The sequence below is a fragment of the Spiroplasma endosymbiont of Melieria omissa genome, assembly GCF_964031175.1.
Taxonomy (GTDB): Bacteria; Bacillota_I; Bacilli_A; order Mycoplasmatales; family VBWQ01; genus Spiroplasma_E; species Spiroplasma_E ixodetis_A.
In genome coordinates, this window is record NZ_OZ035012.1 from 728780 (window position 1) to 754299 (window position 25520).

General features: G+C 23.2%; 28 protein-coding genes. 20 read left to right on the forward strand and 8 right to left on the reverse strand.

Annotation, left to right across the window (positions count from 1 at the left end; translation table 4 throughout):
• Window positions 1–119: 119 nt before the first annotated feature.
• Window positions 120–1301, reverse strand: a complete 1182-nt coding sequence (locus ACQH26_RS04860; protein ID WP_425382998.1) for a prolipoprotein diacylglyceryl transferase — start codon at window positions 1299–1301, stop codon at window positions 120–122.
• Window positions 1302–1582: 281 nt separating this feature from the next.
• On the opposite strand from ACQH26_RS04860, the gene ACQH26_RS04865 reads away from it, so the two are divergent.
• On the forward strand, window positions 1583–2029 hold the full coding sequence (locus tag ACQH26_RS04865; protein ID WP_425382999.1) for a hypothetical protein: 447 nt from the start codon (window positions 1583–1585) through the stop codon (window positions 2027–2029).
• Window positions 2007–2552: a hypothetical protein gene (locus ACQH26_RS04870; protein WP_425383000.1), complete on the forward strand. Its 546-nt coding sequence runs from the start codon at window positions 2007–2009 to the stop codon at window positions 2550–2552. Before ACQH26_RS04865 ends, ACQH26_RS04870 begins: the two co-directional genes overlap by 23 nt.
• Before the next feature lie 195 nt (window positions 2553–2747).
• On the opposite strand, the gene ACQH26_RS04875 is transcribed toward ACQH26_RS04870, so the two are convergent.
• A complete protein-coding gene (locus ACQH26_RS04875) occupies window positions 2748–3260 on the reverse strand; it encodes a hypothetical protein (RefSeq protein WP_425383001.1) in 513 nt (170 codons plus the stop codon).
• Window positions 3261–3844: 584 nt separating this feature from the next.
• Window positions 3845–4210: a transposase gene (locus tag ACQH26_RS04880; protein WP_425382104.1), complete on the reverse strand. Its 366-nt coding sequence runs from the start codon at window positions 4208–4210 to the stop codon at window positions 3845–3847.
• A 133-nt stretch (window positions 4211–4343) separates the two neighbouring features.
• On the opposite strand from ACQH26_RS04880, the gene ACQH26_RS04885 reads away from it, so the two are divergent.
• The 5 genes from ACQH26_RS04885 to ACQH26_RS04905 all read left to right on the forward strand — a co-directional run bounded on the left by ACQH26_RS04885 (window position 4344) and on the right by ACQH26_RS04905 (window position 7942).
• Complete coding sequence (locus tag ACQH26_RS04885; protein ID WP_425381863.1) at window positions 4344–4703, forward strand: helix-turn-helix domain-containing protein; 360 nt, start codon at window positions 4344–4346, stop codon at window positions 4701–4703.
• 190 nt (window positions 4704–4893) lie between these two features.
• A complete protein-coding gene (locus ACQH26_RS04890) occupies window positions 4894–5838 on the forward strand; it encodes an IS30 family transposase (protein ID WP_425381880.1) in 945 nt (314 codons plus the stop codon).
• Window positions 5839–5910: 72 nt separating this feature from the next.
• Window positions 5911–6258: a transposase family protein gene (locus ACQH26_RS04895; RefSeq protein WP_425381897.1), complete on the forward strand. Its 348-nt coding sequence runs from the start codon at window positions 5911–5913 to the stop codon at window positions 6256–6258.
• Window positions 6259–6262: 4 nt separating this feature from the next.
• Window positions 6263–6757 carry a transposase family protein gene (locus ACQH26_RS04900; protein ID WP_425381872.1) on the forward strand — a complete coding sequence of 165 codons (495 nt, stop codon included), beginning with the start codon at window positions 6263–6265 and terminating at the stop codon, window positions 6755–6757.
• A gap of 315 nt (window positions 6758–7072) precedes the next feature.
• Window positions 7073–7942: an IS630 family transposase gene (locus ACQH26_RS04905; protein ID WP_425383002.1), complete on the forward strand. Its 870-nt coding sequence runs from the start codon at window positions 7073–7075 to the stop codon at window positions 7940–7942.
• Between the two features lie 124 nt (window positions 7943–8066).
• Here the strand turns inward: ACQH26_RS04905 and ACQH26_RS04910 are convergent, their stop codons facing one another.
• A complete protein-coding gene (locus ACQH26_RS04910) occupies window positions 8067–8909 on the reverse strand; it encodes a hypothetical protein (RefSeq protein WP_425383003.1) in 843 nt (280 codons plus the stop codon).
• A 256-nt stretch (window positions 8910–9165) separates the two neighbouring features.
• On the reverse strand, window positions 9166–10926 hold the full coding sequence (locus tag ACQH26_RS04915; RefSeq protein ID WP_425383004.1) for an APC family permease: 1761 nt from the start codon (window positions 10924–10926) through the stop codon (window positions 9166–9168).
• A 549-nt stretch (window positions 10927–11475) separates the two neighbouring features.
• Between ACQH26_RS04915 and ACQH26_RS04920 the strand changes: the two genes are divergently transcribed.
• On the forward strand, window positions 11476–12762 hold the full coding sequence (locus ACQH26_RS04920; RefSeq protein ID WP_425383005.1) for a YfcC family protein: 1287 nt from the start codon (window positions 11476–11478) through the stop codon (window positions 12760–12762).
• 74 nt (window positions 12763–12836) lie between these two features.
• Here the strand turns inward: ACQH26_RS04920 and ACQH26_RS04925 are convergent, their stop codons facing one another.
• Window positions 12837–13310, reverse strand: coding sequence for a hypothetical protein (locus tag ACQH26_RS04925; RefSeq protein ID WP_425383006.1), 474 nt, complete (start codon window positions 13308–13310; stop codon window positions 12837–12839).
• A gap of 435 nt (window positions 13311–13745) precedes the next feature.
• On the opposite strand from ACQH26_RS04925, the gene ACQH26_RS04930 reads away from it, so the two are divergent.
• From ACQH26_RS04930 to ACQH26_RS04955, 6 genes are all read left to right on the forward strand, one after another.
• Window positions 13746–14066 (forward strand): hypothetical protein, encoded by a 321-nt coding sequence (locus tag ACQH26_RS04930; RefSeq protein WP_425383007.1) that lies wholly within the window; start codon window positions 13746–13748, stop codon window positions 14064–14066.
• A gap of 193 nt (window positions 14067–14259) precedes the next feature.
• On the forward strand, window positions 14260–14619 hold the full coding sequence (locus ACQH26_RS04935; RefSeq protein WP_425381993.1) for a helix-turn-helix domain-containing protein: 360 nt from the start codon (window positions 14260–14262) through the stop codon (window positions 14617–14619).
• A 40-nt stretch (window positions 14620–14659) separates the two neighbouring features.
• A complete protein-coding gene (locus ACQH26_RS04940; protein WP_425381862.1) occupies window positions 14660–15148 on the forward strand; it encodes an IS630 family transposase in 489 nt (162 codons plus the stop codon).
• A 28-nt stretch (window positions 15149–15176) separates the two neighbouring features.
• Window positions 15177–15966, forward strand: a protein-coding gene (locus ACQH26_RS04945; protein WP_425382012.1) for an IS5 family transposase whose coding sequence is annotated in 2 segments (ribosomal slippage) — window positions 15177–15437 and window positions 15439–15966 — 789 coding nt in all. Because the reading frame shifts where the segments join, the coding sequence is not laid out codon by codon here.
• Between the two features lie 93 nt (window positions 15967–16059).
• The gene (locus ACQH26_RS04950; protein ID WP_425381863.1) at window positions 16060–16419 is read left to right on the forward strand and encodes a helix-turn-helix domain-containing protein; all 360 of its coding nucleotides are present in this window, start codon (window positions 16060–16062) and stop codon (window positions 16417–16419) included.
• 40 nt (window positions 16420–16459) lie between these two features.
• Entirely contained in the window at window positions 16460–16948 is a 489-nt protein-coding gene (locus ACQH26_RS04955) for an IS630 family transposase (RefSeq protein WP_425381862.1), read from the forward strand.
• Here ACQH26_RS04955 and ACQH26_RS04960 read toward each other — a convergent pair whose 3' ends face one another.
• The gene (locus ACQH26_RS04960) at window positions 16949–17227 is read right to left on the reverse strand and encodes a hypothetical protein (RefSeq protein ID WP_425383008.1); all 279 of its coding nucleotides are present in this window, start codon (window positions 17225–17227) and stop codon (window positions 16949–16951) included.
• A 129-nt stretch (window positions 17228–17356) separates the two neighbouring features.
• Window positions 17357–17527: a hypothetical protein gene (locus ACQH26_RS04965; protein WP_400255195.1), complete on the reverse strand. Its 171-nt coding sequence runs from the start codon at window positions 17525–17527 to the stop codon at window positions 17357–17359.
• Window positions 17528–17907: 380 nt separating this feature from the next.
• Between ACQH26_RS04965 and ACQH26_RS04970 the strand changes: the two genes are divergently transcribed.
• The 6 genes from ACQH26_RS04970 (at window position 17908) to ACQH26_RS04995 (ending at window position 25392) form a co-directional block, all read left to right on the forward strand.
• Window positions 17908–18618 carry an IS3 family transposase gene (locus tag ACQH26_RS04970; protein ID WP_425383009.1) on the forward strand — a complete coding sequence of 237 codons (711 nt, stop codon included), beginning with the start codon at window positions 17908–17910 and terminating at the stop codon, window positions 18616–18618.
• A gap of 9 nt (window positions 18619–18627) precedes the next feature.
• A complete protein-coding gene (locus ACQH26_RS04975; protein WP_425383010.1) occupies window positions 18628–18879 on the forward strand; it encodes a transposase in 252 nt (83 codons plus the stop codon).
• A 720-nt stretch (window positions 18880–19599) separates the two neighbouring features.
• Window positions 19600–22224: a DNA polymerase I gene (polA, locus tag ACQH26_RS04980; protein WP_425383011.1), complete on the forward strand. Its 2625-nt coding sequence runs from the start codon at window positions 19600–19602 to the stop codon at window positions 22222–22224.
• 67 nt (window positions 22225–22291) lie between these two features.
• On the forward strand, window positions 22292–23122 hold the full coding sequence (mutM, locus tag ACQH26_RS04985; protein WP_425383012.1) for a DNA-formamidopyrimidine glycosylase: 831 nt from the start codon (window positions 22292–22294) through the stop codon (window positions 23120–23122).
• A gap of 167 nt (window positions 23123–23289) precedes the next feature.
• Entirely contained in the window at window positions 23290–24417 is a 1128-nt protein-coding gene (locus ACQH26_RS04990; protein WP_425383013.1) for a DnaD domain protein, read from the forward strand.
• A gap of 45 nt (window positions 24418–24462) precedes the next feature.
• Entirely contained in the window at window positions 24463–25392 is a 930-nt protein-coding gene (locus ACQH26_RS04995) for an ATP-binding protein (protein ID WP_281748610.1), read from the forward strand.
• Window positions 25393–25520: the final 128 nt, after the last annotated feature.

Genomic DNA, 25520 nt, shown 5'->3' on the forward strand with positions numbered 1-25520 from the left:
TTCACCTCATACATTAGTATATAAATATTATAACAAAAACACCAAATCTAATTAATATTATCTATTTAATAGCTTATTTTCTGTTATAATAATTATTTTAATAATAAAAAAGAATATTATTAATATTCTTTTTCATATGTTCATCCTTCGCTACGTAAATATTTTGCTGCAACAAATTGTGCAAATATTGCTAGAAACAGACCAAAGAAAGTAATCAATAATAAAATTGTATAATCAAGGATTGGACGATTAATTAAAAATAAATCTTCTGGTGGACGCTGTAACTCTAAAATAAATCTAATTAAATTTCATCCAAAAAAGTAAAGTCCCATTTGAACACCTGCATGCATCATTCGATAATGATGTGGATTATTTATTTCATAAAGTTTTTTGCTTTTATTTATATAATCATTAATTTTCTTACCAGAAGGTTTGACTTCTGCTAATGCTTTATTTACTACATTTTTTGGTACTTGATTATAATAGTAAACTTCATTTCACATTTTAGTTCAAGTCAAATGCTTTGGGTTACGATTTACTTTATTTCAATATTTTGGATTAAAAGTTATTTTTCCTCAGTATTTAAAATTATCTTTAAAATCAAATTGAAACTTATCTGGTTCCACTTTTCATGGCTTTTTACCAAATCATTTACCAAGATTTGGAACAATAAATGTAATCGCTAATCATAAACCTAAATTAGCAATCGATTCATAAAGAAATATTGGTGCACGATAAACAATTTCACCATTAATCATTTCAGGATTACCACTTGGTCCACCAATTAATTTAAAACAATTATCACGAATAAAAGCAGGTAATCATGATAATGAATCATAACTTACAACGTTACCAAGTAATTCATGATTAAAGAAATTACCTCAACGTCCTAATATCTGCCCTAATAAAATATTAGGAATAATTAAATCGCCATATATTCATAATGATATTTTATACTTACGACCAACAAAGTAAAAAATAATTGCACCAGCAATAATGCCAAATAAAACACCACCATGAATAGACATCCCTGGTTCTCAAAATGCAAATTTTTCAAAAAAACTAATTGACTTATCAGGATCATCCTTGCCAAGAAAACTAGCACCAAATAATGAAGCAGGAATAATAAATATTATTGATCATGCTAAAGAATCAGTAGGAACACGATAACGTTTAAATTTTACTCAAGAAGCAATAATTGAAGCAAAAATACCTGACATAATAGCAAATGCATAAACATGAAATCATCCACCATAAGTATCAGTAATCCCGTGAGGTCCAACAAAATCTAAATTTAACATAACAAACACCTCTCACTTACAAGACCATCTTTTAATATAGAATACCATAATAGAATACCATAACTAACTAAGAATCACAATATAAATAAAGACAAACAATACATATTACATATATATTTTTGATAAAGTGTAATTGTAATTCACATTTTTTTAGATTTTTATTGTATATTATTTTTTGCAAATATAAACTTAAATTAAGATTTACCAAAAAACAAATACAAAAAATAATGTATTTTTGGTAAATCTTAATTTATTTTTTAAAAAAAAAGGGGGGAATAAAAATGAAATTTAAACAATTGTTATTATTAATTACCAGTGTTACAAGTTTAGGGATGATATTATCAAATAATAAAATAATTAATAGCAATCAAAATACTACTTTTTTAAATAAAAGCAATGTTTCTAAAATTAGTTTTAACAAAATGACAGGCACTACTGGTGAAATTAATAGTTTAACTTTTAAGGGTGAGCAAACTTATGCTGTTAATAATAAAGGTATTGTTTATAAAAGTGACAATGGTCAATCTTTTGAAGAAATAAATTTACTTAATTATGATTATAAAATAAAATCACTAATTACAACACCTAATGGAACAATTTACGTTGGAACTTATAATGAAAAAAATAATGAATTAAAAGTTTATATTCTTAAAAATGATCAACTTGCTGAAAAAATATACTTTAAGTTCACATCAATTATTAGCAATGACTTTTGACAAAGAAAATAATATTTATATAGGAACAAATCAAGGAGTATATACTAATTCAAGTCCAACAACTGAATTAGAAAAAATAGATGGGGCAACAGGTAACATTACAGTTTTAAAAACAAGTAAAAATGTCTTAATTTATGCTGGTAATACAAAAGGAATGATTTTTAAAAGTATTGGGGGTAATCCTTTTAATTTAGTTGAGCAACTAGAAGATGGTGGTATTACAAGCATTGCTGTTGATAATAAAGAAACAGTCTTTGTTACTAACAAAAGTAAACAAGTTTATTATAAACCTGTTACTATTGCTAATTTTTTACCATATAAGCAAACTTTAAAAACAATAAATACAACAGTAATAACTTTTGGAACAGGGGTTTTAGTTGGTGATAAAGATGGTAATATATGAAAAAGTTATCAAGAAAAAAACTTCACTTTATTCTATGAAAATAAACTTAATTCAATTAATGAATTGATTTATAATTTTAATAATTTTACTATTTATGCAACAACTACTGATGGAATATATAAAAATAAATAATCTAATTTAAAATAACTAATTTTAAGTTAGTTCTTTTTTTAAAAAAATTGTAATACTTATTGAAAAATTTAATAGTAAAATTATAAATCATTTTAATTTTTTATAATTTTGTTTATTCATAAAACATCTCTAATATTTTATTAGAGATGTTTTTAAAAATACTTTAATTTATTATATTTTTACATATATTAAAACTTATATATTTGCTTGTAAATTTGATTTATATAAAAAGTTATTACTATTTTTTAACTTTAATTTTATTTCTTTAAAAAAATCAAATTTTTCTTTTTCTTTATAATCATTAGAAAATATTTCTAAAGTTTCAGCATCAGATTTTTCATAAAAATGATATATATTATTGAATACTTGCTCTTGTGTTTCTTCTTCTTTTATTACTCGATATATAAAATTAAGAACTGAACACATTTTTCGATATTTATTATCTTTTCTTAAAGCATTATTAAATTTTTCTTTTTGTTTAGTATTCATTTTGGATATTTTAGAACTATTTTTAACGTTTGTTATATCAATTTCTTCATCCACTAAATAAACTACTTGATCTAAAAAATTTAATACTAATTCATCTACATCTTTTGATTTATATTTTTTTAAGGTTTCTAAATAAGTATCTGCTAAATTAATTGCTAATAAATTTAAAAAATTATTTAAAACTTTTGTTTTTAAATTTTTATTAATATTTAAATCCATTATCAAAACTCCTTAAAATCACCTTCAATAGAGTGATTATATCAATTTTAACCTCATATTTTTGTAAGAACCTGTTTAGGATCTTTTTTGATTAATTTTTAATAAAATTTATATTATAATGGTTATTTTATAATAAAAAATAGATTTTTAGTCGATAAGTTTTCAAATGATAAAATCTTTTTAACAAAAAAATGAAAAAGAAAATAAATTATTGGTTAAGTACCTATTTATAAATGATTATTTCTTGTTTTAGTTAAATTCTATTAAAAAGATCCTAAACAGGTTCTAAATACAATATTACTTTATTTTTTTACCTTTAATTCGTTTTCTTTTAAGTTCCAATTTTAATTTAGGATTATTATCATGTTTTAAATAATAATTTTGTCTACTTATAGTTAATTTATTTTCTAATATTAACCCTAATCTTTTAGTTTTTTCTTCAGCTAATTCTTTTTGTAATTTTCTGTCTTTTTCATTTTCAAGTGATTCATGCTTAAATCTAGAATCTTGTAAATCTTTTTCATGTTGTCTTTGTTTTTCTTTATCAATTAATTTTGCTTCAATCTTAGTTCTATTTTCTATAGCTAACTAAAGTAATGTTTACTCATATCTTGAAAAACAAAATCAATAGCTTTTTTAATATTTGGTCAATAATTTGGTAATATTTTTCTTATATTATGTTTTATAGCAAATCAAAAATGTTCAATTGGATTTAAATTAGGAGAATATGGCGGAAGAAATAATAGTTTGCATCCAGCATTTTCAATTAATTGTTGTGTTAATTTAGATTTATGAAACGTTGCATTATCTAAAACTATAATTTGTCCACGCTTTAATACTGGAATTAGTTTATTTTTAACATATGATTCAAAAATTTTACTATTGCAATGTCCTTCAAATGCTCATAAGGCTTTTAATTTACCTTTATTTAGTGAACCAATTATACTCATTCTCTTTATTTTATAGCTAACTAAAGTAATATTTACTCATAAATAATGTAAAATAATAATATGTAATTTAAACAGTTTTTGAATTTAAAAGTACAATTCAGCAATAATTAAAATAGATTAGGAAGATTAAATTATGCCAAAACCATACAGTGAAGACTTACGAAGAAAAGTAATAGAAGCTTATGAAAGTAAAAATATGAAAATTAAAGAAATTTGTAAAGTGTTCAATATCACTAGAAAGACTTTATTTTTATGAAGAAAAAGAAAAAAAGAAACTGGGCATATAAAACCAATTTTGAATTATCAAAAAGGACATAGCCACAAAATAAAGGATTTAGATGAATTAAAAAATTATTTAGCAGAAAATAAAGATGTTACAGTTCAAAAAGTAATTGATAAATTTGGAAATATGACTAAAGAAACAGTTTATAACTATTTTAAAAAACTAAATTATACATATAAAAAAAACTTTTCTATATGAACAAAGAGATAAAAATAAACAAGAAGATTTTTTAAAAGAAATTGTTAAAATAATGAATGACGATTTAGTATATATTAGACTTACTGCATAACTAGTTAACTTTTCATTTTTTTGTTACCTGAATTGTAAAATTAAAAAGGACACTTATATAAAAATTAAATTGTGTTAATTCTATAATTAAGAAAAGAAAGGAATTAACACAATTTATAAGTATCTAACTATTGAATCAATAATAGCAATAAAAGAATATAAAGGTTATCGATTTTCGATTCGTAAAATAGCAAAAATGGTTGATTATAGTAAATCAACAGTACATAGAGTTTGCAGATTATTAAATAAAAACTTATTACCATTAGAAATATTAAATCAATTTAAAAAAAATAAACAAAATGCAGGTAGAAAATTAATAATTTTAAATTTAATAGAAATTAATACTATTAATAATTTGTTAATTACTAAAAATTATGCTCTTGATATAATTGCTAATTTTTTAAAGGAAAATAAAATAAAAAGTATTTCAACAAAAACCTTATATAACATGTTTAAAACAAATCGAATGGGTTTTGATGAAAATAAATTGTTGAGAAAAGGAAAAAATAAATCTCACAAACAAAAAGAAACTAGGGGCAGAATTAATAATTGTAAGTCTATTCATGAAAGAAATTTAATCATTCCTAATATTAAAAATATACAAGAATTTGGTCATTTAGAAGGTGATACTATCATTGGTAAAGATCATAAAAGTTCTATTATTACTTTGGCTGATATATGATCAAAAACCACAATTCCTTTAGCAACTAAAAATAATAAATCAGAAAATATTATGAAAAATATAATAAAATTTATTTCAAAATTACAAAAAGGAACAGTTAAAACCATTACTTTTGATCGTGGCAAAGAATTTAGTAAATGAAGATTAATCGAAAAAATTTGTAATGTCAAAATTTATTTTGCAGATCCTGGTAAACCTTGTCAAAGGGGTTTAAATGAAAATAATAATGGTATTTTAAGAAGATATTTACCAAAATCCATTGATTTATCTAATTTTAATCAAAAATCATTGAATCAAATAGCATTTCAAATTAATTCTACACCAAGAAAATCACTCTCTTATAAAAGACCAATAGATTTAATACAATTATTTTAAAAAAATGTCCCATTTATATTTACAATTCAGGTTATTATTAAAATAAAATTTGAATAGTTAAGGATAAATTTTATGACATATTTTGAATTAAAAGATAAACCGGATCAATATTTTCGTAAAATAGTTGGTATTAATAAACTAGTTTTTAATGAAATTTTAAATATTTTATTAGATCATCAAAATCTAAAAAATACCACTGGTGGAAGGCCATATAAAATGTCAATAGAAGATAGACTAGTAATGACTTTAAGATATTTATATGAAAATCGTACATATCATAGTATTGGTGCTGAGTATGATATGGTTGATACTACTGCTTTACGAAATATTCGTTCAATTGAAGACATTTTAATAAATAATAATAAGTTTAATAATTTAACAAATAAAAATATTTTTTTAAAAAGAAGAATTCAAAAATAAAATTTTGATAATTGATGTAACAGAAGTAGAAACAGAACGACCAAAATATAATCAAAAAGATTGATTTTCTGGCAAAAAATGAATGCATACTGTTAAGTTTCAAACCATAATTAATGCACATACTAATGAAATTTTAAATATTTTTCCTGATACTGGTAAAAATCATGATTTTAAAACTTTTAAAAATTCAAAGTTAGAATTTTTGTCAGAAACTGTAATTCTTGCAGATAAAGGTTATCAAGGTTTACAAAAAATTCATAGTAATACATTTTTACCCATTAAAACTAGTAAAAATAATCCTAAAACAAGTAAAATTAAAATTTTTAATAAGATTATTAATAAAACTCGCAGAAAAATTGAACATGTTTTTGCATTTTTAAAATGTTTTAAAATTATTGGTTATAAATTTAGAAAAGGTAGAAAACGAATATTTTTAAGATTTAATTTAATTGCAGGATTTTATAATTTATCATTAAAACTTAAAAACGTTATGCAGTAAGTCTATTGATGAATCTGGAATTGATGATAATGAATTTTATAAATATGGTTGATCTGAAAAAGGTAAAAGATTATTTGATAATAAACCCGCATATAAAATAAAGAGAATGAGTATAATTGGTTCACTAAATAAAGGTAAATTAAAAGCCTTATGAGCATTTGAAGGACATTGCAATAGTAAAATTTTTGAATCATATAGCTAACTAAAGTAATGTTTACTCATAAATAATGTAAAATAATAATATGTAATTTAAACAGTTTTTGAATTTAAAAGTACAATTCAGCAATAATTAAAATAGATTAGGAAGATTAAATTATGCCAAAACCATACAGTGAAGACTTACGAAGAAAAGTAATAGAAGCTTATGAAAGTAAAAATATGAAAATTAAAGAAATTTGTAAAGTGTTCAATATCACTAGAAAGACTTTATTTTTATGAAGAAAAAGAAAAAAAGAAACTGGGCATATAAAACCAATTTTGAATTATCAAAAAGGACATAGCCACAAAATAAAGGATTTAGATGAATTAAAAAATTATTTAGCAGAAAATAAAGATGTTACAGTTCAAAAAGTAATTGATAAATTTGGAAATATGACTAAAGAAACAGTTTATAACTATTTTAAAAAACTAAATTATACATATAAAAAAAATTTTCTATATGAACAAAGAGATAAAAATAAACAAGAAGATTTTTTAAAAGAAATAGCTAAAATAATGAATGAAGATTTAGTATATATTGATGAATCTGGAATTGATGATAATGAATTTTATAAATATGGTTGATCTGAAAAAGGTAAAAGATTATTTGATAATAAACCCGCATATAAAATAAAGAGAATGAGTATAATTGGTTCACTAAATAAAGGTAAATTAAAAGCCTTATGAGCATTTGAAGGACATTGCAATAGTAAAATTTTTGAATCATATGTTAAAAATAAACTAATTCCAGTATTAAAGCGTGGACAAATTATAGTTTTAGATAATGCAACGTTTCATAAATCTAAATTAACACAACAATTAATTGAAAATGCTGGATGCAAACTATTATTTCTTCCGCCATATTCTCCTAATTTAAATCCAATTGAACATTTTTGATTTGCTATAAAACATAATATAAGAAAAATATTACCAAATTATTGACCAAATATTAAAAAAGCGATTGATTTTTTTTCAAGATATGAGTAAACATTACTTTAGTTAGCTATATATGTTTATAATGTTTAAAAATATGAAAAAAATAAACATTTTGTAAAATAAAATACTCCTTTTAAATTAAAAGGAGTATTAATATTATTTTTATTTTATAAAATTATGCAAGTGTTAATTCAGTTTTTGCTTCAAAAGTAACATCACCAGTTTTATAAGTTATTTCTAATTTATCACCAGCAGCTCAAGCATCACCAGCAGCAGTAATTGTTCCTAAATTTGCCCCAATTTTTAAAGCAGTTAGAGTATTTAAAGCAGTAAACTGTTTTACTTGATCTGATTCTCCTTTAATTTGTATTGGTTCTCCTGGTTTTTTTGCAGTTTCTGGAATTGTAGTACCATCTACAAACATAATTTTTGAATTTGTAGTAACATCAGTATCTGTTATTTTAATTTCAGCAACTATTGTAGTAAGAGCAGCAGCAATAACACCTTTTGTTTTATCAGCTTTTAACTTAATACCATAAACATCACCAAGTGCCTCTTCACCTTTTTTAAATTGGAAATTAAAAGTACCACCAGTAATAGCATAATCTTTACCATCATCCATTTTAGCTAATTCTGGTTTAAAATCAGTAACTGCACCAGTAATTTTATCTAATTCTTCTTTATTAAATTTTCCATCTGTAGCTGTTTGTTTTAATTTACCAGTAAGAAAATCAGCACATGCTTGATTAGCAGCTTTATTATCTTCTCCTAATAATGCACTAGCTTTAATTGGTGTTTTTAAAGCATCAACAGTTCAAGTAACATTATCCTTGTTGACAGTTGTATCAAGTGAAGCTGCTTGTACATATTCTCCTTTATCATCTGTTAACCCTAATTGTTTTGATACTTCTACGTTCATGGCTACACCAGCTTTATCACCACAAGCAACAACTGAAGTAGTAACTGCTGTTGTTAATGTTAATGCACCCATTAATCTTAATATATTTTTCATATTCATATATAGTACCTCCAATAATATGACTTTTGAACTACAAATACAATAACCACAATTTAGAATTACTTCTAAACATAATATTGAAATGAATCCAATTAACATTATACATCATATTTTACTTTCTACCATCAATATACTTTATAATAATATAAAAAAATATTCATTATTAACACCTTTAATATTACTATAAAAATTTGTCAAAAATAATAAATACTAAAAATGTATTAGTTATTATAACTAATACATTTTTAAACTTTTTTTATTCTTCGTCTTCACGCCATTCGCCTTCTGACATCAATAATTCTTTACGTACATTTTTAGCAATTATATAATTAGGGTTTTTATCATCACCATTAATTAAAACATTACGTACTAAATAATTTTCAATTTCATTTTGTAGATTTTTTGCAACAAAAGGTCAATCATCTTTCACTCTAAATTCGCTATCCAATTCTTCTTGTAATTTAGGATTTGTAAGCATTCTTTTTCTTTGCATTGGTTTATAATAAGCAAAGTATCAAATTAGAGCAAATGCAATGCTAGAAATTAAATAAACTAATTGTAAAACATTAGAAGTTATATCAGATATTCCTTTTGTAGTATCAGTTCCACCTTTACCAATAAGATTTGCTCCTGAAATTAAACCATTGATTAAAGATCTTAATCATTCTTCAAATTGTCAAACTAAGAAAAGTGTTGCTGCAAGTCAAATAATAATTTCAAAAATATTCTTTTTCAATTTCTTTTCTATAGACAACTTAATTGCAATGGAAAGTACAAAAACATAAATAATAACCATAATAATACCAGCTTCAGCAGTTAATGTTCCATAATTAACAATCGAACTTAACACTAATTGTCCATCCTTATAAACAGGGTGTAACGTATCAACTATTACTCCAATAATATCAGGTAAAATTAATCATACAAAAGCTGAAGAAAAAGTAATAATTAAATTTAATCTAGAAGCTTTAAACGGAATGTTATCTTTTGATAATTCTTTATATTTAGGTGAAATATACCCCTCAACAGATAATGGTTCTAAAATAGCACCACTATATAAAGCATTTTGCATTCCAGCATTAGACTTTAATGAAATACTACAAATTAACATTACAAGGATACCAATTATTCCTAATCATTGTGCATGAGCTTTATCACCTAAAATTTTAAAAATACTTAAGTTGGGATTATCTGAAAAATTACCAGCAACAGCACCAATCATAAGGATTGTTACTGCCATATAAAAAATAGTAGATAAAATCATAACAATAACTAATGAACGACTAATATTTTTTTCAGGATTTCTAACATTTTTACCAATTGTTGAATAGGTTTCAAATCCTAAAAAGAAAAAGAAACACATGGCAAAAGCTTGTGAAAAGTTATTAGCAGTTAATTGTTGATGAGAAGTAGTCATATCTCAATTTGAAGTTCCTGCCATCACAAATAATATAATAGTTGCTATGATTAATAAAAAAGTTGTTCCTCATTTTAAATAACTAGAAATATTAACAAATTTTTTAAATGCAGCCATTCCTAAAAATAATACACAAGAAGCTAAACAATAAATTAGAATTCCAATCAAATCTAATCCTAAATGTTGTCATACTCCTCAATTAGCATATAAAAAAGAAGATGGATCAGTAAAGTTAATTCTAATCATTGATACAATTTGTGAACTAACTATAACAGGTAAAGTAGCATACTGTAAAAAAGAAATTAATCAACCTCAAAAGCGACCATAACTACTTCTAACATAAATATAAGCAGCACCATTATTACCTGGATGTACTCTTGAAAGTCTTGAGAAAGCTCAAGCACAAGTTCCTGCAATTAAACCTTCTACTAAAAAAATTCAAATCATATGAGAACCTAAATTTAAACTATCTTTATTAATTAAAATTGCAAAGTTAGCAGTAAAAGTAATTCCAACAGTATAATTAAAACCAAACCAGACTAATTCTGATAAGGTTAATTTATGATTTGTCCTTTCTTTTTTCTTAAAAAGTTTTAACATAATATTCTCCTTTCAATTATAATAATTATATACCTTTAAAGTGATTTCATTAATTAATGAAATAGTCAATAAAATCAAAAAAATAAAAAAATATATGTAATTTATAATAACTAATTTTATTTTAAAATACTACTAATATTTAATTAAATTTTCAAATAATACTAATAAAAAAATAACATTTTTTTAAAAACTATTATTATAATAATGTTACTTAAATAAAAATACTACTTTTTTAATAAGTTATTTTAAAAAATAAGCTTAAACATCTTTTATTCTACATGATAAATAGTGTATTATATAATAATACTTTTAAAAAAATAAAGAAGGAGGTATTAATCATATATGGGAATTACCAAAAAGAAAAAATTTCGTTTATTTCCATTTAAAATGCCAACAGCAATTACAGTCTTATTCTTTATTATTGCTCTAATTATCATTATTTCTTGGATTCCAGGAACAACAGGTAAATGATTAGAAGATGAATCAAAGCCTGTAAGCACTGATAACCCTTGACAAGACGGTGGGCCATTAGGTATCATGGACTTATTTTTGGCTCCAATTAAAGGTTTCATTGGTAGCAGTGATATTATTGTTTTTGTTTTAGTAATTGGTGGATATATTGGCATAGTTATGAAATCAGGTGCACTAGATGCAGGAATTGGTCGTTTAGTTAAACGTCTAAACGGAAAAGAAATTTGAATTATTCCTTCAATTATGACTATCCTATCGATTGGTGGAACAGTTGAAGGAATGTGTGAAGAAACTATTCCTTACTATTTAATTATTATTCCAGCAATGTTAGCTGCTGGTTTTGATGTTGTTACAGCTGTATTAATGATTTTATTGGGTGCTGGTGTTGGTGTTATGTTTTCAACACTTAATCCCTTTGCTATTGCCACAGCTTCACAAGCTAGTGGTTTAAATCCTAGTGATGGAATCATCTGACGTTTAATTTGTTGATTTTTAGCAACTATCGGTACTATTGCTTTTGTTATGTGATATGCAATCCGTGTTAAACGTAATCCTGAAAAATCAGTTGTTTTTCACTTACATAGTGAGCATCATGAAGAATTTATTAATAAAGAAGAAATACCTGAATTTACTAAACGTCGTAAAATTATTTTAGCACTATTTGGATTAACATTTTTAATTATGGTGCTTTGTATTATTCCATGAGGTAAAATTACAGGAACAACTATTTTTGATGATTTTCACAATACATTAATTAAATATTTTCCATATTTCACAAGTCAAATTAATGCATTTGGTGACTGAAACATTGAAATGTTAGCTTTCTTATTTTTCTTTGTTTCAATTATCATTGCAGCAATTGATTGAAAAGGCGAAGAACAATATGTTCGTAATTTTATTAGTGGTTCTTCAGAATTATTAGGTGTTGCTTTAATAATTGCTGTTGCTGGTGGAATTGGCTGATCATTACAACATTCAGGAATGCAACATGTTGTTGTTGGACAATTGCAAAGTATTGATAAATTGCCAAGATTTGCTATTGTTATTATTGGTTTTTTTGCTTTTCTTTTGATTGCCTTTGTTATTCCTTCAACATCAGGATTTGCAAAAGCCGTTTTCCCTATTGTTTCAAAAATAGTAATTCCTTTAGGATTAGGTTCAGGAATGATTACTACTTTTGTTATGGCTAGTGGTTGAATTAATTTATTTGCACCAAGTGCAGGTGTAATGATGGCAGGACTTGCCATTGCTAAAGTTCCCCTAACAAGTTTTTATCGAGCAATTTGACCATATACTATTGGTATTACTGTCTTTGCCTTAATAATGTTAAGTATTGGAACTTTATTACCTCAATCAATATTTTAGTAGAATTTAAAGCACTATGTTAATTAAAACTTTTCTCTAATTAGAGAAAAGTTTTTTTATTTTTTATTTCATTTTTATAAAATTAAACAGCATTTGGGAAAACATTCACTTTCACGATTTGTTTGCGTTTGTTCATTATTTAGTAGACTTAATTGATCATCTGCTAATTCTGAAATTTCTACAACTTCTACAACTTCATCTTCTGGTAAAAAAATTTGTTCTAATATTTTATTAATATTATTTCAATCATTTACAAAATTTTCACTCATTTTACTGTCTCTAATTATTTTTCCAGTAGCAGGATCATATTCTGTTGATTGACAAGAATTTAACAACATTTCTTCAACAAAAGCAGAAACTTTATAAATAATTAATAATTTTTGGTTAATATTATCATCACTTTTTTCTTTCTGTAATTGCTGTTTATACTTACTTAATTCATCTCATAATGATTTAATATTTTCCTTTTTTGCTTCTATTTTTCTAAAAATTTCTATAATTTCTTTATAATCAAATTTTATTTCAGATAGTAAAGATTTTAAATTCATATTTTTCCCCTTTCAAAATAAAAAACCTACTTGCTTAAAACTTAAACAATAGTCAAAAGGGCGCATTGCAAACTTGGATACGATTTAATAAAAACATAAATGAGAGATAAAACTCTCATTTATAATTGTTAAACAATTATAATTAATTATTTTATTAAACCAGCACTTTATTAAAGTAATTAATTATTCCATAACTAAATAAAAAATTATGTAGGCTATTGTGCTGGAATTAACCAATAGTAATTTTTTTCATGCTCTTTAAAAATTTCAGAAATTTTGGTTCCCTTCCCCTAGAACCCCTACCCTCCAAGGCTTATGCTACTTACAGTAGCATAAGCCTTACGTATAGTAAGTAGAAGTATTTAGTTAGTAGTATATAAGCCTTTTATCACTGTAGGTGATAAGGCTTATACGTAGAAGTAGAAAGGATTCATAATGATTAATGTTAATTTAGATATTAAAAATAAGGTTAGAGAAACAACTAAAGGTATGTTATTAGAAATTGGTGAATATGAAACATGATTTCCAATTAAAGATACTACTATTAATCAAAATAATAAAAAAATAACATTAAAAATAATTGAAGATTTTAATTATAAATTAGGTAAAAAATCAATTACAGAAAATATTGAAAGTATTAAAGGTAGTGACATTTTAAAATATATTAAAAATATTTCAGATATTACTACTACTGAAAATGAATTAATATCTTGTGAATTTTATGAACAATATAATGGTTATTATATAGCTAACTAAAGTAATATTTACTCATAAATAATGTAAGAACCTGTTTAGAATCTTTTCGAAAATAATGTAAAATGATTATATATAGCTAACTAAAGTAATATTTACTCATAAATAATGTAAAATAATAATATGTAATTTAAACAGTTTTTGAATTTAAAAGTACAATTCAGCAATAATTAAAATAGATTAGGAAGATTAAATTATGCCAAAACCATACAGTGAAGACTTACGAAGAAAAGTAATAGAAGCTTATGAAAGTAAAAATATGAAAATTAAAGAAATTTGTAAAGTGTTCAATATCACTAGAAAGACTTTATTTTTATGAAGAAAAAGAAAAAAAGAAACTGGGCATATAAAACCAATTTTGAATTATCAAAAAGGACATAGCCACAAAATAAAGGATTTAGATGAATTAAAAAATTATTTAGCAGAAAATAAAGATGTTACAGTTCAAAAAGTAATTGATAAATATGGAAATATGACTAAAGAAACAGTTTATAACTATTTTAAAAAACTAAATTATACATATAAAAAAAACTTTTCTATATGAACAAAGAGATAAAAATAAACAAGAAGATTTTTTAAAAGAAATAGCTAAAATAATGAATGAAGATTTAGTATATATTGATGAATCTGGAATTGATGATAATGAATTTTATAAATATGGTTGATCTGAAAAAGGTAAAAGATTATTTGATAATAAACCCGCATATAAAATAAAGAGAATGAGTATAATTGGTTCACTAAATAAAGGTAAATTAAAAGCCTTATGAGCATTTGAAGGACATTGCAATAGTAAAATTTTTGAATCATATGTTAAAAATAAACTAATTCCAGTATTAAAGCGTGGACAAATTATAGTTTTAGATAATGCAACGTTTCATAAATCTAAATTAACACAACAATTAATTGAAAATGCTGGATGCAAACTATTATTTCTTCCGCCATATTCTCCTAATTTAAATCCAATTGAACATTTTTGATTTGCTATAAAACATAATATAAGAAAAATATTACCAAATTATTGACCAAATATTAAAAAAGCGATTGATTTTGTTTTTCAAGATATGAGTAAACATTACTTTAGTTAGCTATATTTTAAAATCAGAGGTATATATTATGCATAAAAATTATCCAAGTCATGTCACCAAAGAACAATTTGAGAACATAAAATCAATTTTAGAAAATAGCAAAAAGAAAACAAAACCAAGAAGTTTAGATTTATATGAAGTATTTTGTGCAATTTTATATGTATTAAAAAGTGGTTGTCAATGAAGAATGCTACCAAAAAATTTTCCAAAATGACAAACTGTATATTATTATTTTCAAATTTGAAGTAAAAATAACGGTAAAGAAGCTAGTGTATGGCAATTAATTTTAAAAAAAATTGGTTAAAAAAGTTCGTATCAACAATAATCGCAAAGAACAAACTAGTTTTTGTATAATTGATTCGCAAAGTGTTAAAAATACAGATACTACTGAAAATAAAGGTTATGATGCTGGTAAAAAGATTTCAGGAATAAAGCGTCATATTATTGTTGATTCTCAAGGTTTACCACATGCAATTTACATAACCACAGCAGAAAAAACAGATCGTAATAGCGCTATAATAATGATTGAAAATGAAAAAGAAAATCTTTCTGCAGTTCAAAAAATAATAGTAGATGCTGGTTATACTGGTGAAAAATTTGCTTCTGAAATCAAAACAATCATAAATGCAAATGTTGAAATTATAAAACGCAATGAACTACATACTTTTGTAGTATTACCAAAAAGATGAATTGTAGAACGAAGCTTTGCTTGATTAGAAAAATACAGAAGATTATGAAAAAATTGTGAAAGAAAACTAAATACTAGTTTACAAATGGTTGTTCTTTCCTTTATTTCAGTTTTATTAAAAAGATTCTAAACAGGTTCTAAAATAATAATATGTAATTTAAACAGTTTTTGAATTTAAAAGTACAATTCAGCAATAATTAAAATAGATTAGGAAGATTAAATTATGCCAAAACCATACAGTGAAGACTTACGAAGAAAAGTAATAGAAGCTTATGAAAGTAAAAATATGAAAATTAAAGAAATTTGTAAAGTGTTCAATATCACTAGAAAGACTTTATTTTTATGAAGAAAAAGAAAAAAAGAAACTGGGCATATAAAACCAATTTTGAATTATCAAAAAGGACATAGCCACAAAATAAAGGATTTAGATGAATTAAAAAATTATTTAGCAGAAAATAAAGATGTTACAGTTCAAAAAGTAATTGATAAATTTGGAAATATGACTAAAGAAACAGTTTATAACTATTTTAAAAAACTAAATTATACATATAAAAAAAACTTTTCTATATGAACAAAGAGATAAAAATAAACAAGAAGATTTTTTAAAAGAAATAGCTAAAATAATGAATGAAGATTTAGTATATATTGATGAATCTGGAATTGATGATAATGAATTTTATAAATATGGTTGATCTGAAAAAGGTAAAAGATTATTTGATAATAAACCCGCATATAAAATAAAGAGAATGAGTATAATTGGTTCACTAAATAAAGGTAAATTAAAAGCCTTATGAGCATTTGAAGGACATTGCAATAGTAAAATTTTTGAATCATATGTTAAAAATAAACTAATTCCAGTATTAAAGCGTGGACAAATTATAGTTTTAGATAATGCAACGTTTCATAAATCTAAATTAACACAACAATTAATTGAAAATGCTGGATGCAAACTATTATTTCTTCCGCCATATTCTCCTAATTTAAATCCAATTGAACATTTTTGATTTGCTATAAAACATAATATAAGAAAAATATTACCAAATTATTGACCAAATATTAAAAAAGCGATTGATTTTGTTTTTCAAGATATGAGTAAACATTACTTTAGTTAGCTATACTATCTTTTCTCATATCTCATCATTACTAAAATAAATTCTCGTCACAATGCAAGGACCATTATCTTTATCTTTTATTTTCTCAAAAAAATATTCATAAATTATAATATCCTTATTAATTTCTGTTTTATATACAAAATCATTTTCTGATTTTATTTTATATGTTATTAATTCTCTCTGTATTTTCTCTTTATTTTGATGTAAAGGTTCATCTCTAGTAATTCACGGACCTTTTTTTACAATATCACTTATGGCTTTTGATAATATCTGTTTCATTTTTTTTCCTTATTTGATTAAAAAATAAAAAAACCCATTTACTTTAAAATAATAAAGTAATAGGTTTAAATAAAAACTCATATACACACCAAACATCTTGTTATATTTTATATAATTTTTAAAACAAATTTATTTTTTCAAACTAGATCCCGCTTTGTTTTGTTTTTGTTGTTTTTTTTCTTCTTCTTCTTTTTCTCTTTTTCATCTTTCTCTAGTTTCATTCACATCATTAATTTCCCATTTAGCAACTTTGCTTAAATCTGTTGGGCCATTAGTTTCTGTTTTTCATGGGTTTGGCATTTTTTAATTTTCTCCTTACTTCAATTTGAATATTTTTTCTCAATTTTAAATATTAAATATTCGACATCATTATATATCTTTTTTATTTTTTTTAAATAATTTTTTACAAATTTTTATAACTAAAATTAAAACTATAAGTTTAACCACATATTTTTGTTTTATTACTTTTATTAGTGTTTAAAAATTTCATAATATGCAAAAATTTTTACTAAAAATAAACACTCCATTAATTCACTAATATTTTTTATAAAACTAAAATATAGCTAACTAAAGTAATATTTACTCATAAATAATGTAAAATAATAATATGTAATTTAAACAGTTTTTGAATTTAAAAGTACAATTCAGCAATAATTAAAATAGATTAGGAAGATTAAATTATGCCAAAACCATACACTGAAGACTTACGAAGAAAAGTAATAGAAGCTTATGAAAGTAAAAATATGAAAATTAAAGAAATTTATTTATCAAGACGAAAAATTAAAGAAATTATGAATAAGCATAATTTAATATCAAAATACACTAAATTATCATTCAAAAATCATAATAACAAAGTAAATGATGAAAAAATCACTAATCTTGTGAATAGAAACTTTAATAATAGGCTTAAAAATGAAGTTATTGTCAGTGATTTAACTTATGTTCAAGTTAATGGTAAATGAAACTATATTTGCTTATTAATTGACCTATTTAACCGCGAAATTATTGGACATAGTGTAGGTACTAGAAAAGATGCCTTATTAGTACATCAAGCATTTATGCAATCAAATCGCTGTTTAAAAGATATTCAAATATTTCATAGTGATTGTGGTAATGAATTTAATAATAAAATTATTGATAAACTTTTACTAGCATTCAATATTACTCGCTCTTTAAGCAAAAAAGGTTGTCCTTATGACAATGCTGTTGCTGAAGCAACTTTTAAAACTTTCAAAACTGAATTTATTAATGATAAAAATTTTACATCATTAATCGAATTAAAATTAGAATTATTTGATTACATCAATTGATACAACAACATAAGAATCCACAGCACTTTAAACTACTTAACTCCAGTTAATTATCAAAAACAAATGTCTACCAAAAAATAGTCCTAAAAAGTGTTGCCATTCCAAATTATAGTTTTAGATAATGCAACGTTTCATAAATCTAAATTAACACAACAATTAATTGAAAATGCTGGATGCAAACTATTATTTCTTCCGCCATATTCTCCTAATTTAAATCCAATTGAACATTTTTGATTTGCTATAAAACATAATATAAGAAAAATATTACCAAATTATTGACCAAATATTAAAAAAGCGATTGATTTTGTTTTTCAAGATATGAGTAAACATTACTTTAGTTAGCTATAAGTAGGGTAAAATTATTGCAATTTTTCCAAAAATATTTATCAAAAAAATCAAAAACTTATATAGATTATGAATATATTTTTGAAAAAAAACTGAAAATATAAATTATTTCTAAAAATAATAACAAATTTCCTTGCAATTTAAATATTATTTGTTATTATTCTTATAAGGATTTAGATAGCCTAGGTCCTTTAAAATTAAAGTAATATGTCAAAACATTATTCAATTATAATATTTTTAAATATAAAAAATTTAAAATTAATCTAAAACCCCTAATTTAAACTCTATAACCCCAATAACCTTAAGTTTTATTTATAAATAACCCCCCCTTTTTTTTTATAAATGACATATTATCTTAGCAATAATTCTTGTGTAGACAAGAGCTGAAAAGCTCTTGTTTTTTATATATAAAAAAGAAAAAATGAATTTAAAAATTAAAAATTGAATGTTATAATAAATATTAAGGATCTATTTATAAATATCCTTAATATTTAAATAATTAAGTTACAGAACTCTAATCACTATAAATATAATAATTCTCTTAAAATTAACCCTAAAACCTTATATTTATAATGTTTTCTACACAATTAAATCTGTAACTTAATTATTGTTCGATAGCAAGAAAAAATCTTGTTTTTTTTATATGCTAATTTTTTAATTTTATATGAAGTTATATTTACTTATTGTTATAATAATTTTATGAAATTAGGTGAATAAATGAAAAAAGCATTAATTATTGATGGTAACAATTTATTATTTAAAGCATATTATGCTACTGCATACCAAGGAGTTAATCTACATTCGCTACAGGGTATTCCAACTAATGCCGTCTATGCTTTTATTAGAATGTTGACTAAGTACTTAAAATCTAACAACTATGCTAGTGTTTTTGTTGCATTTGATGCTGGTCGTAAAACATTTCGTCATGAAACTTTAGCAACATATAAAGGAAAAAGAAGTGAAACTCCGGTTGAGTTAATTGAACAATTTAATTTAGTTAAAATATTTTTAGACTTAGCACAAATTCCTTGGGGACAAATAAATAATTATGAAGCTGATGATATTATTGGCAGCATTGTTAAAAATAAAGTTGCTAGTAATTATCAAATTGATATTATGAGTAGTGATAAAGATTTATTACAACTATTAGATAACAATATTAAAATTCTTAATCCACAAAAAGGGATGAGTGATTTAAAGGTTATTACTATTTCTACATTTCAATCAGAATATGAATTATTACCTTATCAAGTTACCGATTTAAAGGGATTAATGGGTGATAGTTCTGATAATTTACCTGGCATTAAAGGAATTGGTCAAAAAACTGCTATTAGTTTATTAAAAAAATATGACACATTAGAAAACATTATTGAAAATGTAGAACAATTAAAACCAAATGTTAGTAAACTAATTAAACTTAACTTTAATAATGGTATTATTTGTAAACAACTAGCACAACTTAATTTAAATACACCAATTACTGGTAATTTAGAAACGTTTAATTATAATGTTGAAAATTTAAATAATGAAAAGTTACAAGACTTTTACAAACAATATAATATGAACTCTTTATTAACACAAGACACTAATCCTAAAACTAATAAAAATAGTACATCTCACGTTCAAATTATAAATAAGTGAAGTCAAGAATGAAATTGTGATTCAAATTACTTATGATTAGAAATTTTTGGTGATAATTATAATCGTGATAATATTATTGGTTTTGGTATTAAAAATAAAAAAGGAACATTTTATATTAATAAAATCAATGCAATTAATTGTTCTAATTTTCAACATTTCTTACAAAATAAAAAACTACAAAAAATAACTTGAGATTTAAAAAAGGTTATTATCGCAGGACTACGTTTAAAATTAATAATAAATAATATTATTTTTGACCATATGTTAGCTGCTTACCTTCTTTATGCTAATGAAAAAATATTACCAGAAAACATTGCTGTTATGCTCAATGTCAATGTTAAAGATAATTTAAGCGCTGATGATTTCTATGGCAAAGGTATTAAAAAAAATATTCCCAATGATGAAAAAGAAATAGCTATTTTTTTAGAAAAAAAATTAAATTTTTTAACAGATTCTCATCTCATTCTTATAAAAAAATTAAAAGATACTAATAACTGAAATTTATATCAAGAGATTGAACTACCTGCTGCTTTTGTATTAGTAAATATGGAGTGTAATGGTGTTAACATTGATCAAAAAAAATTAAAACTACTAACTGATAAAACTTTACTAAAAATTCAAGATTTAGAATTACAAATTAAAAAAGAAAGTAATAGTAATTTAAATCCAAATTCACCAAAACAAATTAGTGAATACTTATTTAAAGAATTAAAATTACCTAATTATAAAAAAGGTAGTACTGCTTTTGAAGTTTTAATTAGTTTAAAAAATCAACATCCAATCATCGATATTCTTTTAGAATATCGTAAATTACAAAAATTATATTCCACTTACTTACTTGGTTTACAAAAATATATTTTTGATGATGGTAAAATTCATAGCATTTATAATCAAGTGCAAACCAGTACTGGCAGGTTATCTTCATTAGATCCTAATATGCAAAATATTAGTATTCGTGATAAAGAACAAAGAGAAGTTCGCAAAATCTTTATTCCAAGCAAACCACATACTAAAATACTATCCTGTGATTATTCGCAAATTGAATTAAGAATATTAGCTCATATTAGTGAAGATGAAAATTTAATTAAAGCTTTTCAGCAAAAGCATGATATTCATCGCGAAACTGCAAGTAAAATATTAAATATACCTTTAGCAGAAGTTACTAACGAACAAAGACAAAATGCAAAAGCTATTAATTTTGGCATTGTTTATGGCATTTCTAGTTTTGGTTTATCACAACAAATAGGAATTAAAGTTGAAGATGCTAAAATATTTATTAATAAATATTTTTCGGTTTTTCCAAAAATTAAAAGTTATATTAATAATATAATTGATTTTTGTGAAAAAAATGGATACGTTCAAACAATTTTTAATCGTAGAAGAGAAGTAATGGAAATTACAAATAAAAATAAGGTGATTCAAAATTTTGGTAAACGAATAGCAATGAATATGCCAATTCAAGGTAGTGCTGCTGATATTTTAAAATTAGCAATGAATAAAATTTATGAAGAAATAAAAAAACAAAATATTGATGCAATATTAATTGCACAAATTCATGATGAATTAATTTTTGAAGTTGAAGATAATAAAGTTAATGATGTTATTACTAAAATTACTAAAATTATGTCTAATGTTACTAAATTAAAAGTTCCCTTATTAATTAATACTAGTATTGGTGATAACTGATTTGAATTAAAATAAATTTTTAAAAATTTATTAATATTTAAAATAAATTAGTTTATTATATTTTATTGGAAGGAAAATAAAAATGCCAGAATTACCCGAAGTTGAAACTGTTCGCAAAACTTTACAACCACTTTTAACTAATCATAAAATTATTGGTGTTAGAATTCTTTTAAATAAAATTATCAAAACACCAAGTATTGAACAATTCACAAAACAAATTATTGGACAAACAATAAATGATGTTCAAAGAGTTGGTAAATTATTAATATTTATATTAGATGATTATGTATTATTAAGTCATTTACGAATGGAAGGAAAATATTATTTTCAACAAAATAATCAATCAATAAATTGAAAACATGTCTTATTAATATTAGAATTAGACAATAAATACGAATTAAGATATCATGACACAAGACAGTTTGGAACTTTTCATTTACAAACTAAAAATGAATATCAAAAAATAAAACCTTATATTAATATTGGTCCAGAACCTTTTAATAAAAATGTTACTGCTGAATATTTAAAAAATAAATGAAAAAATAAAAGTCAAAGTATTAAAGCAACATTATTAGAACAAAATGTTATGAGTGGTTTAGGAAATATTTATGCAGATGAAGTATTATTTTATGCTAGTATCCATCCGCAAAGCATTACTAAAAACTTAACACTTAAACAATTACAAGAAATCATTAATAAAGCAAGATTTGTGCTTAATAAATCAATAAAACTTGGTGGATCAACAATTAGTAGTTATACTTCAAGCCTTGGTGTAACAGGTTACTATCAACAAGAATTACAAGTTCATACTAGAGCAAAAATGCCTTGTTTTAAATGCCATACTATTATCAAAAAAATAAAAATAAACCTTCGCGGAACTTACTTTTGTAATCACTGTCAAATTAAATATTAACTGTGGAAAACTCAAAAGTATATATTAATAAAGAATATTTTTAATAAAAAAAAGTGGAATAAATGTGGATAAGTATGTGTTTTAATCATTTCACTTTATTTATATTCTTTATGTGCATATAATTATCATACCATGAAAGAAATGGATAGTAAAAAGAAAGTTAGGGAATGAATATGAACAGAACAATAAATGATATTGATATTTTTAAGTTGAACCAATCAGAATATATTAGTAACGAAGATTACCAAATTTTATTTATGTTATATCAACCAATAATTGGTATTGAAGCAATAAATTTATATTTAACTTTAGTTCAAGAAAAGTTATTAACAAAACGTATTAATCTTGATTTCAATCACGGACGAATTAAATCTTTATTAAAAATAACTTCCACTCAATTACTTGTTGCTTTCCAACAACTTGAATCTGTTAACCTTATTAATACTTACTACTATTCTTTAAAATCTACTTACATTTATCAATTGTGTTCTCCCTTATCTGCTGATGATTTTTTTGCTAATACCCATTTAAACTCAGAACTACTTAAACAATTAGGAACTTTAAATTACGAAAGACAAAAATTTTATTTTTTGAAAAATGATATTGAAATTACAGAAAATTATGTTAGTATTACTCAACAGGAAAATACTATCCCTCAATCTTTAAAATTAAAAACAGCACTTAATAATATTTATGCTAAACAAGAACAAACATCAATCTCTAGACCAATTTATTCATTTCAAAATAAAAATCAAATTAACACTATGAAAGTTAATTTAAATTCTAATGGTAATACAATTATATCTAAAGATAATTCTGATGTTATTAATACCACATTAAATTTAATGCAACAAAAATTACCTGAAGAATATTTAAAAAATTTAACTGGTAAAATACCAACTGATAAATTAAAAACAACATTAGAAATATTAACTAATAACTTTCAATTAAATAATGTTGTAATTAACTGCTTAATTGAATATGTTTGATTTAAAAATAATAAACGTTTAGAACCAAACTATATTATTAAAATTGCTGAAACCTTTCAAGAAAATCAAATTAATAATATTGATGATGCTTTATCTCATTTAAAACTTGCTTATGCTCGTAGCAAAAAAAATCCACAGCAACAATTTCAACAAGAATCATTATGATCTACTACAGAACAATCAACAATAAATAATTTCAATAAAAAATTAATTAAAAAATATAAGGTTGATAATATTAATAAAAAAGATATAACATTAACTCAAGAAGAAATAAAGAATATTTTAAAGGAATTTGATGCCCATTAATTTAATTATTAAAAGACACTATTATTAAGTAAGGAAATGATTATCATGAAACTTAAAGCGACAACTATCTTAAAAGAAAACATTAACAATGCTGAACTTCATGACTTTATTAAAAAAAACAACTTAACTAACAGCAAACTAGAACCATATGTTGAATTATTAAAAACTTATATTGATAGCTACAATTTATGTAAAAAACGAGAGAATCTTAGCAAATGTCTACAAAATGTTAAAGGATATCGTTATAAACTAGTAATGTTACCTAATCAAAAAATAAGTTTAGTACTAACAGATTGTCTTCATTCTATTAATAGATCTGTCCAACAACAAGTACATAATAATTTTTTAATTAAATACTATGATGATAAACTTTTATCACTTTCATGAAGTAAAAATTTTAATGCCTCAACTAATGCAAGAAAAGAAATCATCCAGTATTTACATCAATCTTTAAAACACAAAAGTTATCAAGGTTTATACTTATATGGTGACACAGGTAGTGGCAAAACTTTTATTTTTATCTTATTTGCAAATAAATTAATTCAAAAAAATCAAACTGTTTGTTTTATTGTATGACCTGAATTTGTTATGGACATTAAAAAAAGTTTTAAAAATGATACTGATACTAATCAACAAATTGAACAATTAAAATCATGTGACTTATTATTTATTGATGATTTAGGCGGTGAAACCGTTAGCGCTTGAGAGCGTGATGAATTATTATTTAGTATTCTTAATGCACGAATTTTACCATTAAAAACTACATTTATTAATTCTAACTATAGCATTAGTGAACTATATCAACATTATTATTTAAAAAATAGTAAATCAGAAGAAATTAAAGTTAAACGCTTATTAGAACGTATTCAAACTTTAACTATACCAATTGAATTAACTGTTGAAGAATCACAAACTACAATTGAAAATAATAATATTGACAATATTAATAATGAAATAGAATATATACCAATATAAAATATAGTATTTTTCATAAAAAATAAAATAATGAAAACTATAATTAAAATAAAGGAAATAATTTACTAATAAAATAAATGTTTTATAAATAAATCCATATTTTATGACAAATATTAACAATATTTGTT